This is a genomic window from Chitinophagales bacterium, from assembly GCA_041392475.1.
Lineage (GTDB): Bacteria > Bacteroidota > Bacteroidia > Chitinophagales > UBA2359 > JAUHXA01.
Genome location: JAWKLZ010000002.1, coordinates 1,944,959 through 1,958,316, shown reverse-complemented (window position 1 = coordinate 1,958,316; position 13,358 = coordinate 1,944,959). Strand labels below are relative to the sequence as shown.

The window sequence follows — 13,358 nt, the reverse complement described above, 5'->3', positions numbered from 1 at the left end:
GTGTCTCAGTGCCTCTGTGTTCAATTCCCACTTCAATTGTTGGCAAAGTTTACATACCCTTAGTTGTCATGCTGTGAGCATCCCGTTACTCATTTTCACACTTTTGATTCCCTTCAACAAGATTCCTTCGGAATGACAAATCAAAAAAGAAAAAATCTCTCCGTCTTTCCACCTCTGCGTTCAATTTTTGCGTCATACAAGCACTAAAGTCCTCTGTGTCTCAGTGCCTCTGTGTTCAATTCCCACTTCAATTGTTGGCAAAGTTTTCAACTGTTGGCAAGGTTTACGCTATCCAAAGAAAAATCTCACCGTCTCTCCACCTCTGCGTTCAATTTTTGCGTCATACAAGCACTAAAGTCCTCTGTGTCTCAGTGCCTCTGTGTTCAATTCCCACTTCAATTGTTGCCAAAATTAGAAATTGTTGGCAAAGTTTACATACCCTTAGTTGTCATGCTGTAAGCATCCCGTTACTCATTTTCACACTTTTGATTCCCTTCAACAAGATTCCTTCGGAATGACAAATCAAAAAAAAAAAATCTCTTCATCTCTCCACCTCTGCGTTCAATTTTTGCGTCATACAAGCACTAAAGTCCTCTGTGTCTCAGTGCCTCTGTGTTCAATTCCCACTTCAACTGTTGCCAAAATTTACATACCCTTAGTTGTCATGCTGTAAGCATCCCGTTACTCATTTTCACACTTTTGATTCCCTTCAACAAGATTCCTTCGGAATGACAAATCAAAAAAGAAAAAATCTCTCCATCTCTCCACCTCTGCGTTCAATTTTTGCGTCATACAAGCACTAAAGTCCTCTGTGTCTCAGTGCCTCTGTGTTCAATTCCCGCTTCAATTGTTGGCAAAGTTTTCAACTGTTGGCAAGGTTTACGCTATCCAAAGAAAAATCTCTCCGTCTCTCCACCTCTGCGTTCAATTTTTGCGTCATACAAGCACTAAAGTCCTCTGTGTCTCAGTGCCTCTGTGTTCAATTCCCACTTCAACTGTTGCCAAAATTAGAAATTGTTGGCAAAGTTTACATACCCTTAGTTGTCATGCTGTAAGCATCTCGTTACTCATTTTCACACTTTTGATTCCCTTCAACAAGATTCCTTCGGAATGACAAATCAAAAAAGAAAAAATCTCTCCGTCTCTCCACCTCTGCGTTCAATTTTTGCGTCATACAAGCACTAAAATCCTCTGTGTCTCAGTGCCTCTGTGTTCAATTCCCACTTCAATTGTTGGCAAAGTTTACATACCCTTAGTTGTCATGCTGTGAGCATCCCGTTACTCATTTTCACACTTTTGATTCCCTTCAACAAGATTCCTTCGGAATGACAAATCAAAAAAGAAAAAATCTCTCCGTCTCTCCACCTCTGCGTTCAATTTTTGCGTCATACAAGCACTAAAGTCCTCTGTGTCTCAGTGCCTCTGTGTTCAATTCCCACTTCAATTGTTGGCAAAGTTTTCAACTGTTGGCAAGGTTTACGCTATCCAAAGAAAAATCTCTCCGTCTCTCCACCTCTGCGTTCAATTTTTGCGTCATACAAGCACTAAAGTCCTCTGTGTCTCAGTGCCTCTGTGTTCAATTCCCACTTCAATTGTTGGCAAAGTTTTCAACTGTTGGCAAGGTTTACGCTATCCAAAGAAAAATCTCTCCGTCTCTCCACCTCTGCGTTCAATTTTTGCGTCATACAAGCACTAAAGTCCTCTGTGTCTCAGTGCCTCTGTGTTCAATTCCCACTTCAATTGTTGCCAAAATTAGAAATTGTTGGCAAAGTTTACATACCCTTAGTTGTCATGCTGTAAGCATCCCGTTACTCATTTTCACACTTTTGATTCCCTTCAACAAGATTCCTTCGGAATGACAAATCAAAAAAGAAAAAATCTCTCTATCTCACCACCTCTGCGTTCAATTTTTGCGTCATACAAGCACTAAAGTCCTCTGTGTCTCAGTGCCTCTGTGTTCAATTCCCACTTCAACTGTTGCCAAAATTTACATACCCTTAGTTGTCATGCTGTAAGCATCCCGTTACTCATTTTCACACTTTTGATTCCCTTCAACAAGATTCCTTCGGAATGACAAATCAAAAAAGAAAAAATCTCTCCATCTCTCCACCTCTGCGTTCAATTTTTGCGTCATACAAGCACTAAAGTCCTCTGTGTCTCAGTGCCTCTGTGTTCAATTCCCACTTCAATTGTTGGCAAAGTTTTCAACTGTTGGCAAGGTTTACGCTATCCAAAGAAAAATCTCACCGTCTCACCACCTCTGCGTTCAATTTTTGCGTCATACAAGCACTAAAGTCCTCTGTGTCTCAGTGCCTCTGTGTTCAATTCCCACTTCAACTGTTGCCAAAATTTACATACCCTTAGTTGTCATGCTGTAAGCATCTCGTTACTCATTTTCACACTTTTGATTCCCTTCAACAAGATTCCTTCGGAATGACAAATCAAAAAAGAAAAAATCTCTCCATCTCTCCACCTCTGCGTTCAATTTTTGCGTCATACAAGCACTAAAGTCCTCTGTGTCTCAGTGCCTCTGTGTTCAATTCCCACTTCAATTGTTGGCAAAGTTTTCAACTGTTGGCAAGGTTTACGCTATCCAAAAAAATCTCTCCGTCTCTCCACCTCTGCGTTCAATTTTTGCGTCATACAAGCACTAAAGTCCTCTGTGTCTCAGTGCCTCTGTGTTCAATTCCCACTTCAACTGTTGGCAAAGTTTTGTTAATACCGTATCTCCTCCACTCCAATCACACTCGAATGACCCCGATACAAATTATAATCCCGAACATTCACCATCCCGTCCAAATTACAATCCCCATCCACATAAAAATTCAGTAAAGCCAATTGAGCGTGGAAAAAATTGAAGTCCTCGACCGACACGATACCATCGCTATTGAAGTCACCCGACAATAAAGCAAATTGCCCATTCTCCAATTCTGCCAATTGCGAAGCACCGCCACTCACATTGTTCGGATTCGTCAAGTCAAAAGGTGCGGTAGTAGGCAGCGTGACCGTTTGAGCAGAAAGGACAGCAAGGTGGTTTCGGGTTTTGATAGACACAAAAACAGCAGATATATCTTCCAATTTGGAGTCAAAGCGCAAACCATTCATATCCATCGGGTCACGAGGATCGGCAATACTGCCATCTTGTAGGAGGAGAGCTGCTTTTTGTTCGAGGATTGACGATGCATCGTTGGCATCACGAATCTCCACCAAAACCCAATCCACCACATTTTCGGGCAGCAAATCAGCGTTCACCAAGACCTCCATACCCGCATAGTTCCACGGCATACGGTTGAAGGGTTGAGCAAGAGGAACGAGGTTTTTTTGCCGCAAATCGGTGGACATACCGCCCGTTTCAGCATCGTAAACACCTTCGAGCATGACCTTCAATTGCAGTCGAGCCTCTGTCGAACGCAAACGAACCGTGTATTCCTCCACTTCCCCATCACCAAAAATTTGGCAAGCAGTCGCAGCACCTCCATACCTCATAGCAATCCGCATTTTTGTATAAGTATTTGTCACCGATTCAGGTATGGTGATTTCACCATTGACTGCCTCCGTACTCACATCCCCCGCATCAAAAACCAATTCCGTTTCCTCAAACTCCCCATTCGCATTGAAGTCAATCCACATCCGCCAATATTCCTCATACGCCCCATTGCTAAACCCAGGCGTGAGCATCAAAGGATAACTTTCACCAGCCGTCAATTCAATGATTTCATCACTGTAATCTCCAAAACCATTATCTGCTTCGCTTTCATGCAGATAATCACCAATTGCTACCCCTGCAATCCATTCCCAAGACGTATTGCTGCCCGTAGCTGTACAGTATTTTTTGATAGTAAGCGTATAATCCTCTACTTCGCCATAAGTAAAAGCACTGCAAGCATCTGCAATCGGTTCATCGAACTGCATCGCAATCCGCAAAACTACCGTCCCTTCACTTATTTCCTGCGAAAGCTGCAAATCTACCGTCAATGCCTCCTCAGATGCATTTTCGCTGGCAAACAACAATTCACTTTCTTCATCAAAATCGCCATCCCCATTCCAGTCCGCCCACACCTTCCAGTATTGCGAAGCGGCAAAAGTTGGGAAGGCAGGAATCAACTGCAATTGGTAGGGAATACCGACCAAAAGAAGGGTGTTTTGGGTCAAATATTCGCCATATCCACCATCGTTGCCGCTTAGGTTGTCGAGTTCATTGAGGCGAATTTGGTCAATCCAACCAAACTCCGTATTGCTTGCCATTGCAGCACAATAGGTCGTAAAAGTACCTGTTTCAGAAGTCATTGTATTGTTGGAGCCACAAGTTGCCTTGACGGTAAATTCGTATTCTGTTCCGCCTTCCAGATTTTCGAGGGTAAGCGTATTGTCGGCTGTAAAAAGTGTCGTCCATTCATTGCCGCCAAGAGGTCGGTAATCCACCTGATAGGCATTTGCGCCAATGGTGTTTTTCCACTGCAATGTGGCGGCATGGGTGCTGACCGAAAGCGTACTCAATTGGGTCGGTGCGGCATAACACGCCAAAGCAAAATCCCAAATTCCACGCCCATAAGTCGCAAAACGAACCGTTCCTGTCGCTGGCACAAAATCCACCGTTCGGTAATCTTGATCAGGTGCGCTGATGCCTCCAATGTCATACCATTGTGCATCTGCAAACACATACACAAACGCCCCCACATTGGTCGCTGCAAAGAGCAAATCTTCGTCAGGAGTCAAAGCCAGTTGATTGACATTGGTAGAAGGCAAACCTTCAATCATCGGCTCAAAAGTGTCGCCATAGTCGGTGCTGACCATTACCCCAGCATTGGAGTAGCCGCTCCCTGCAATGTAAACCGTACCAGCATTGAGCTTTGAAGGAATGATGTCGTTTCCACGCATCGAATTGGGACCATCCCACACCATCATCCAACTATTGCCGCTGTTGTTGGTGCGGAAAAGGTCGCCATTGTTGGTCATCACATAGCGAATTTCAGACATTTCAGAATCGTATTCCAAAGCGGTAATCGAACCGCTGCTGCTAAAATCGAAAGGCAATTCGGTTGGAATCATTGCGGTTCCACCATTGGTGTTCAAATGCCACAAGTGTTGCCCACTACTTGCGCCACTTCCTCCAATGAACACCTTGTCTGCACCATTGGGGTCAGCCATCAAAGGCGACATCCACTGAAAACCATCTCCATCATTCGCAAAATCCCATGAACGGTTTGAATTGCTGTTGATGGCATCGGGATAATACATCGCAAAGCCTGGATACACCGTCCAAAAACTTGCGCCTTCGTCCAATGAGGTAATGTTGCCATAATCACCACTAATCGTTTGCTCAAAATCCACCAATCCTTCGCCAGTGAAATCCAAGCGTGTACGCTGAAAACCTTGATCTTGACTACCGATGTAAATTACTTTTGGGTCAAATTTGCAGGTGTAAACCGAATAGTATTGACCAACGCCTATACCACTCAAAGTACGGTTGTCGACGGTCAATAAATCGTTGTCAGAACGGTACAAACCACCATCTGTCGACACCATCACAAAGTCGCTACCGTCAGTGTCTTTGAAGGTGTCTATGCCGTCAATGTCGGCATGTAGTTTTCCTTGTGGGTCGCCGTAGTATTCACTCCAAACATTTACCTGCGACCAAAACGCTCCACTATTGTAGCTGCGAAAAGCGTTTACGCCACCGATATAGACTCGGTTGGGATTGGAGGTCGAGCAGCCCAAACTGTTTCTTCCAAAGGGATTTTCGGGAGCATCACTTTTGAAGCTCCAAGTCGAGCCGCCGTTTTTTGAAGCATAAATTTTGCCATCAATGTAGCTGTATAGAAAAACGCCATCTTCGCTTTCGCCACCCACCAAAAGCGTGTAGCCCGTACTCGAAGGATTGACCGAACCGACTACAACGGGCGTATCTGTTCCTGCAATCAAGCGGTAGGTTTCCTCGCCATTGACTGCATACAAGTCACCCGAACCATAGCGAGAAGCCCATATATCACCGTTGTTGGTCGGAAAAGTGTAGAGAAAATGGAAGTTTGCGCCTTGATTGGTAGAACGGTAGAGGTGTTTGAGTCCGCCGCTTGTGGTCAATACGTAGATGGTTTCGTTGGCATCATTTGCAGTCACCATCCTATCTACTGTACCCATCAAACCTGCCGAAGTGTTCCATGTTGCGCCTTCATTGTCGGTGTATAAAACGCCATTTCCAGCCACTATGATTCGTTTGACCAAACCACAATCCTCGCCATCATTTTGGTACTGAACACATTTGAAGTTGGGCGTTTGGTTTCCGTCTTGACATTCGCCATTGCTGATTGCACCAAAAAATTCGGAATCAAAACAGTTGCCATCGCAGTCCATGATTTGACCATTCGGGCAAGCACCTTGAGCCTGTTGACTATTGGAAAATGCGCCACAAGCTGCAATGGGAACGCTGCAAGTACCTCCTCCAATGTTGTATTCGCCCCCTGCTGCAAGGCAAAGTTGGTACTTCAACCATGCAGCACTGCAACCCGAACTTGGTGTTCCGCAATCCTCTCCATCGTTGTCGAATTGGTCGCAAGTAAATACTGCCCCATACGTACCATCATCGCAGTAACCATCCCCAATCCAGTTATTGAATTGGTCAACGGGAATACAATTTCCTGCACAGTCCATCACTTGACCCTCTCCACAAGGCCCTTGTGCTTCTTCTGCCGTTTCAAAAGCTACACATCCTTCGCATTGTTTGGTTTCGGGATTGTAGGTTCCGCCATTGGCAGCGCAAAGTTGGTAGAGTTCCCAAGTCGGGCTGCACCCCATGTTGCCGTCCGTATAAACGACTCGAACGGAATGAATGTAAAAGGAACGGTAGTCGTTGAGACTCGTCCAATCGGTGCCGTCCATGTTTCCCCGCCAAAGGATTCCACCTGAAGATGCGGCATAAATGAGGTTGTTGTCAAAATCTATGTCGCAAGTATGCAAACGCCCTGCTTGGTTTTTGCTGCCCCGTTCTCGCCATTCGCCTGTTAAATGTCCATTGGCAACTTCTTCAAAACCATTGGTTTTCAATAAACCTTGCTGCCATAATCGTTGGCGTTGGGCTTCAATGCGGGCGTGTTTTTTTTGTCGGTATTGGGCATCTATTTCCCGCCAATTGTCACCTTCTGCGGTTTTGTTTCGGTCTTCTTCCCACTGTTTTCTTCGCTTTTTGAAGGATTTGTCGTCTTTGTCTTTTTGGACGATTTCGGTGGGTTTGGGCATTGTTGCGGAGTCACTTGAAGTGATTGAATTGTAGTTTTTTTTGAAGGTGTCGGAGTTGATGAAAAGGAAGATTAGGACTGTAAGGGAGAGGGTGAGTAGCGTTTTTTGCTGCATGATGGAACGGATTTGTGTTTTTGTATTGAGCTTTGAACATGAAGGTTAATAGAAAGGAAGCACATTTTACGTGGATTTTTTTTTTCACGCAATACAAGCTTCTTTTTCATTATTTTTTCTTGTTCGAGGCTGTAAACAATAAAAATCAGCTACGAAAATAGGGAATGTAAAAGTGTTCGTTGTACGATGTAGTAATAATCTTTGATACTTGATGGATGGGTGACAAATAAGGACATTGAACCAATTGGCTGCAAATAGTGTTTTTTATGAAAAACTAAATAAATTGTATTTATTTTGAGAAGGCTGAAGAATTTGATTTTAAAGCGAATAGGAGCAAACCCGTTCCCCAATACATCCAACCAATTGCAGGTTGAAAATCCCATGCAATAAAAGTCAGTGGCATCTCTCCTATTGATACACAAGTGAGAGGAACAAGAAAAAATAAAGCCATGATTCCAAACTGCTCTCTGTTGGTAAATATCGAATAGGTTGTGAATGCCAAAAAGATTGCTATTCCTGCTAAAAAAAGAGCCATCTTTGGAAAATCTTGGAGGAAGACAAAAGTAAGGGGCGTTTTTTCTTCTTGTATCGAAAATTGAAAACTCAATGGAAGAACGGTTAAAAGTATGATTGCAGCAAAAAGAAAAAATCGGTTTTTAAAAAGTAAATTTTTCATTGGAGATATTTTAGATTCTGTTATTTGATTTCGCTGCAATATGCCTCAAAGAATCCAATAGTCTCCAATAAAATGGGATGCAAAAAAGGTGGAGAAAGGGGTTGAAAAAGGGTGGAGAAGATATTTAAATCTTTGTCTGTTTGAGATTTACCTCCAATTGTTTCGCCAACTGAATCGCTTGCTTGCGATTGGAGATTTCAAGATTTTTGTAGATTTGATTGATGTGAGATTTGAGCGTACTTTGCTCAATGAAGAGTTCAGAGGCGATTTCTTTGTTGCTTTTGCCTGCTGCAATGAGTAAAAAAATCTCCAATTGGCGTTTGGTGAGGGTTTCGATTTTGTTTTGTAGTGCTGATTTTTGGGTTTGAATTTTTGCCTCAAAAGATTCCTCCAATTTTTGTTCGTGAATCCTGACCCATAAAATTGCTCCATAAGTACCTATTGCAGTTAAAATTAAAGGAACATAAGGATGCTTTTCCCACATCCAATACACTCGCTCGCCTCCTCTATAAAAATGTGCTGCTCCAAATGCAAAACAACTAATGACGATTCCTAACAACCAACTTTGTTTGGTATAGAAAAACTGGAAGAGTTTATGGTAGAAAGACATAGAAATAGGGTTTAAATAAGGCTGAAAAAATAGACTTCAAAATTATAGGAAAAATGATTACATTTGAAATAAAATTTTATTTATGCATACTTTAACATTGAAAACCGATATGTTGCCTGATAGAATGGGAGATAATTTGTTCTTTCAGTTTTGTGTGCAACATCGTGATTTGAGAATTGAACGCAACCAGAATAAAGAAATTATCATTATGGCACCAACAGGTTCTGAAACAGGACACTATAACAGTGAGGTTCTAATAGATTTAGGGATATGGAATCGGAAGTATAAACTGGGATATGTCTTTGATTCTTCAACAGGTTTTACACTGCCAAATGGTGCGGTTCGTTCACCCGATGTTTCTTGGATTGAAAAAGAAAAATGGGAAGCTATTGCAGAAGTTGACAAAAAAGTATTTGCGCCTGTTTGCCCTGATTTTGTGATTGAAATTCGCTCCAAAACAGATTCACTCAAAACATTGAAGGAGAAGATGAAAGAGTATGTCTTGAATGGAACTCGTTTGGCTTGGCTCTTGGATATGAAGGATAAAAAGACGTATGTTTATTCGCCCAAATTGAAGGAAGAAAGTAGTGATGAAATAGTTGTTTTGGAGAAAGTTCAGGGATTTGATGAAAAGCTTTTGGGAGAGGATGTGTTGCCTGAATTTGAATTGGATGCCGATTCATTGTAGTATCTAAAAAACCCCTTTTGTCCATTTCCAACCTTCTCAATTGACTTTTTTGTTTAATTTCACGCTTACTTTTTCTCAAAACCCTTAATAACAAACAAAGCACTATGTCTTCAACGATTTCCTTCAATGACCTCATTTCCCCCACTTCAATTGCAAAAACCACCGACTTAGAAGACCGTAAACCTGCCTATGCTTTAGTAGAAAACACCGATTTGGTCATCATCAAATTTGACGAGCAAGTTTCGGTATTGTATGGGCGTTGTCACCATAGAGGGGCGTTGTTGGCAGATGGTTTCATTGAGGGACAAAATTTGATTTGTGGCGTTCACAATTGGGACTACCGAATGGATACAGGAGTGAGCGAATACAACAATTCGGAAGCTTTGCACAAATTCAAGGCGGTGGTCAAAGACGGAAATTTGTATGTGGACAAAGCCGATGTGATTGCCTTTGAAGAACTGCATCCGCAACCCTTCAATCGAGACGAATATTTGGGAATGTATGCGGATACGCATCCCGAAAACACTGAACCGCATACAGGTTATATCCAAAACTTAGCGAAAAATGGCTTGTCCAAAACAGGACATCATGGCCCAAGTGCTTCAATGGGTGTCGATAGAAATACCCTGCCGAAATGGGACGATATTCAGTTTCTACCTGCTCAATTGGCAACACGTCCTTTATTGGATGATGCAGAGGTGTCGACCAAAGTGGTAATCGGCAAAAAAGCAAAGAAACCTTTGGTGTTGGAGATTCCTCTATTTGTGTCGGATATGTCTTTTGGTGCGCTTTCGAGGGAGGCAAAAATTGCTTTATCGAAGGGGGCAGAAATGGCGGGTACGGGTATTTGTTCGGGTGAAGGTGGAATGTTGCCTGCCGAACAGGAAAGCAATTCACGCTATTTTTATGAGTATGCTTCGGGGCGTTTTGGATTCAGTTGGGAGAAGGTAAAAAAAGCACAGGCGTTTCACTTCAAAGGTGGACAGGGTGCAAAAACGGGTACAGGTGGGCATTTGCCTGCCGAAAAAGTATCTGCCGAAATTGCAGAAGTGCGGGGATTGAAGGAAGGGGAAGCTGCTATCAGTCCTGCAACGTTTACCGACCTTAAAACCCTCGAAGACTTCCAAGATTTCGCTGCAAAGGTGCGAGATTTGACAGGTGGTATTCCTGTGGGCTTCAAAATTGCGGCAAGCCATATTGAAGCGGATATTGATTTTGCGCTGGCAGTGGGTGTGGATTACATCATCCTTGATGGTCGAGGCGGTGGAACGGGTGCTGCACCAACGGTTTTGCGGAACAACATCAATGTCCCTACAATTCCCGCTTTGGCTCGTGCAAGACGGCATTTGGATAAAGTTGGAGCAACGGATGTGACGCTTGTGATTACGGGTGGTTTGCGGATTGTGGATGATTTTGTGAAGGCTTTGATGTTGGGAGCGGATGCAATTGCAGTGTCGAATGCTGCGATTCAAGCGATTGGCTGTTTGGGAATGAGGGCTTGTCATACCAACAATTGTCCTGTCGGAATTGCAACTCAAAAAGGCCATTTGCGTGCTCGTTTGGAGATTGACAAGTCTGCCAAACGTTTGCAGAATTTCTTTTTGGCTACCAATGGTTTGATTGAAGTAGTGGCGAGGTCTTGTGGTTATGATGATGTGGCGAAGTTCAACCTCAATGACCTTTCGACTTTTAGTTATGATATGCACCGATTGAGTGGGATTGGGTATGCTGGGGTAAATTTTGAGTGAATAATTGGGTTTGAAATTTCTGATTTGATGACATTCTGAAAAAATCTTATCGTGACCAAAATTAGCAAGACTCTTTTGATACAGGCCATTGAAGAGTACCGAATAGCAGGAAAAGACCTTATGTATAGGCTTGGCAGAAAATTCGATTTAGACATTTCCATTCCATCGGAATACGAAGAATTGATTTCGAGAGGAAATAAGTTGATTCCAAGAAAGGGGCAGATTTCAAAAAGATGGAATTACAACTTTCATGGAGGACAATGTGGTTTTTACAACAAGAAGTACCAACAATCTGTGGAGGTCAACCTCTCTAATTCCCCACATTTTGGAGACTTAGATGCGTGGTTCGTTATGATGTATCTTGAATCAACAGAAAAATACAAAGAGTTTGTCGAAAATATAGATTGGCTCGAAATCAAGGAAATGATACATGAGTTAATAGAATTGGGTGAAATTGAAGGAGAGTGGAAAGGATAAATTGAAGAAATTAGAAAGTGCTTCAACGGAATACATTCCATTCTATTTTTCGACTCAAAAATTGTATCTTCGAGAAAAGAAAAGCAATGAATCAGGGAATAAAACTACCACATAGCATCAGCAATTTTGAGGATTTGGTCACACAGGATTATTACTATGTGGACAAGACTCATTATATTGAACTATTGGAGAACACAGATAAAAAATATCTTTTTTATCTCCGACCCCGCCGTTTTGGAAAAAGCCTGTTCATTTCTATTCTGCAACATTATTACGGTTTAGAGTACAAAGATAAATTCCAACAACTTTTTGGAAACTACTACATTGGGCAGCATCCTACTTCAACGGCTAACCAATATATGGTGATAGATTTTGAGTTTACCAAAATCACCGTCAAAACAACTGAAAATACGGAAAAGGGATTTTTGGAACGGGTCAAAGCTGGAGTCGAGCGGTTCTTCAATACCTATTCTTCTTTTTTTAGTGTCACGGAAATCAAGGAAACACTCAGGAAAAATGTAGCATCTGATGTGATGGAAAAGGTGGTTACTTTGATGTTGAAGAACGCACCTGACAAGAAATTGTATGTTCTGATTGATGAATACGACCATTTTGCCAATGAATTGATTGCTTTTCAATTGGAAGAATTCAAGAAGGTAGTGAGTGAAGATGGTTATGTCCGAAAATTTTATGAAGCCATAAAAGAAGGTACAAAACAGGGAGTCGTTGACCGTTTTTTTGCAACAGGAATTACCCCTATCACTTTGGACAGCATGACAAGTGGCTTCAATATTGCTACCGACCTTTCACTGGATTTGAATATGGCGGAAATGATGGGCTTCAAAGAAGAAGTCGTGAAGGAGTTGTTTGAATTGTCAAATCCAAGTAGGAAGGAAGATACGGACAAGGTTTTGCCACTTATGAAAGAGTGGTACAATGGTTATTTATTCAATGAGGATGCTCCAAACAAACTCTACAATCCCAATATGGTTTTGTATTATCTTTCTGCTTATCAGACCTATGGGAAATCTCCCGATGAAATGTTGGACACCAATATTTCTAGTGATTACAGCAAGGTAAGGCGTTTATTGACGGTCGAAACGCCTGATGAAAATTATGAATCATTGAAGGAAATCGTTAGAGAAAAAAAAGTCAGAGGCAGCATTACCGCTCAATTCACCTTCGCTCGAAAGTTTACACAAGATGATTTTTTGAGTTTGTTGTTTTACCAAGGCTTTCTCACAATCGAGAGCAAATGGGCCAAAGAAGTGACTTTTCGAGTACCTAATTATGTGGTTCAGGAACTGTATATCAAGTATTTTTGGGAGTTATTGGAGGAGAGAGATGGAATCAAAATGAAGGTGGGTAAAATCAGGGATGCGGTTCGAGAAATGGCATTGAAGGGAAATCCACATCCTTTTTTTCAGTTGGTACATGAAGTATTGCATCAATTGGCGAATCGAGATTACCAAAATTTTGATGAAAAATATGTGAAACTCATCATCATGGCACAAATGATGATGACCGATGCCTATTACATCGAAAGTGAAAGAGAAACGCCCGCAGGTTATTTGGATGTATCTTTGCTGCAACGCCCAAATGTCCCAATCAACCACCAATACATTTTTGAGTTGAAGTACCTCAAAAAAGAAAACGCCAAACGTTGCAACGCTGAACAAAAGGCTGCTAAAAAACAGTTATTGGACTACATTGCAGATTCTGAAAAATTGCAGGATTTGAGCAATTTGCAAGCATGGACGGTGGTGGTGATTAAGGATGAATTGAAGGTAGAAAGGGTAAATTGAAAAAATC

General features: G+C 42.1%; 7 protein-coding genes. 4 read left to right on the top strand and 3 right to left on the bottom strand.

Features of this window, described 5'->3' with window-relative positions:
- Positions 1-2,715: 2,715 nt before the first annotated feature.
- From R3E32_21195 to R3E32_21185, 3 genes are all read right to left on the bottom strand, one after another.
- Positions 2,716-7,347 (bottom strand): GEVED domain-containing protein, encoded by a 4,632-nt coding sequence (locus tag R3E32_21195; GenBank protein ID MEZ4887262.1) that lies wholly within the window; start codon positions 7,345-7,347, stop codon positions 2,716-2,718.
- Between the two features lie 289 nt (positions 7,348-7,636).
- Positions 7,637-8,023: a hypothetical protein gene (locus R3E32_21190; GenBank protein ID MEZ4887261.1), complete on the bottom strand. Its 387-nt coding sequence runs from the start codon at positions 8,021-8,023 to the stop codon at positions 7,637-7,639.
- A gap of 124 nt (positions 8,024-8,147) precedes the next feature.
- The gene (locus R3E32_21185) at positions 8,148-8,633 is read right to left on the bottom strand and encodes a LuxR C-terminal-related transcriptional regulator (GenBank protein ID MEZ4887260.1); all 486 of its coding nucleotides are present in this window, start codon (positions 8,631-8,633) and stop codon (positions 8,148-8,150) included.
- Positions 8,634-8,715: 82 nt separating this feature from the next.
- Here R3E32_21185 and R3E32_21180 point away from each other — a divergent pair, with 82 nt between their 5' ends.
- The 4 genes from R3E32_21180 (at position 8,716) to R3E32_21165 (ending at position 13,351) form a co-directional block, all read left to right on the top strand.
- A complete protein-coding gene (locus R3E32_21180; GenBank protein MEZ4887259.1) occupies positions 8,716-9,321 on the top strand; it encodes a Uma2 family endonuclease in 606 nt (201 codons plus the stop codon).
- Positions 9,322-9,425: 104 nt separating this feature from the next.
- Positions 9,426-11,069, top strand: a complete 1,644-nt coding sequence (locus R3E32_21175) for a glutamate synthase-related protein (protein ID MEZ4887258.1) — start codon at positions 9,426-9,428, stop codon at positions 11,067-11,069.
- 51 nt (positions 11,070-11,120) lie between these two features.
- Positions 11,121-11,546: a hypothetical protein gene (locus R3E32_21170; GenBank protein MEZ4887257.1), complete on the top strand. Its 426-nt coding sequence runs from the start codon at positions 11,121-11,123 to the stop codon at positions 11,544-11,546.
- Positions 11,547-11,632: 86 nt separating this feature from the next.
- Positions 11,633-13,351, top strand: coding sequence for an AAA family ATPase (locus R3E32_21165; GenBank protein MEZ4887256.1), 1,719 nt, complete (start codon positions 11,633-11,635; stop codon positions 13,349-13,351).
- Positions 13,352-13,358: the final 7 nt, after the last annotated feature.

Excerpts from the sequence above, each read along its gene's own strand:
- R3E32_21190 (MEZ4887261.1), bottom strand. The coding sequence starts at position 8,023 with ATGAAAAATTTACTTTTTAAAAACCGATTTTTTCTTTTTGCTGCAATC.
- R3E32_21175 (MEZ4887258.1), top strand. The coding sequence starts at position 9,426 with ATGTCTTCAACGATTTCCTTCAATGACCTCATTTCCCCCACTTCAATT.
- R3E32_21185 (MEZ4887260.1), bottom strand. The coding sequence starts at position 8,633 with ATGTCTTTCTACCATAAACTCTTCCAGTTTTTCTATACCAAACAAAGT.
- R3E32_21165 (MEZ4887256.1), top strand. The coding sequence starts at position 11,633 with ATGAATCAGGGAATAAAACTACCACATAGCATCAGCAATTTTGAGGAT.
- R3E32_21195 (MEZ4887262.1), bottom strand. The coding sequence starts at position 7,347 with ATGCAGCAAAAAACGCTACTCACCCTCTCCCTTACAGTCCTAATCTTC.
- R3E32_21180 (MEZ4887259.1), top strand. The coding sequence starts at position 8,716 with ATGCATACTTTAACATTGAAAACCGATATGTTGCCTGATAGAATGGGA.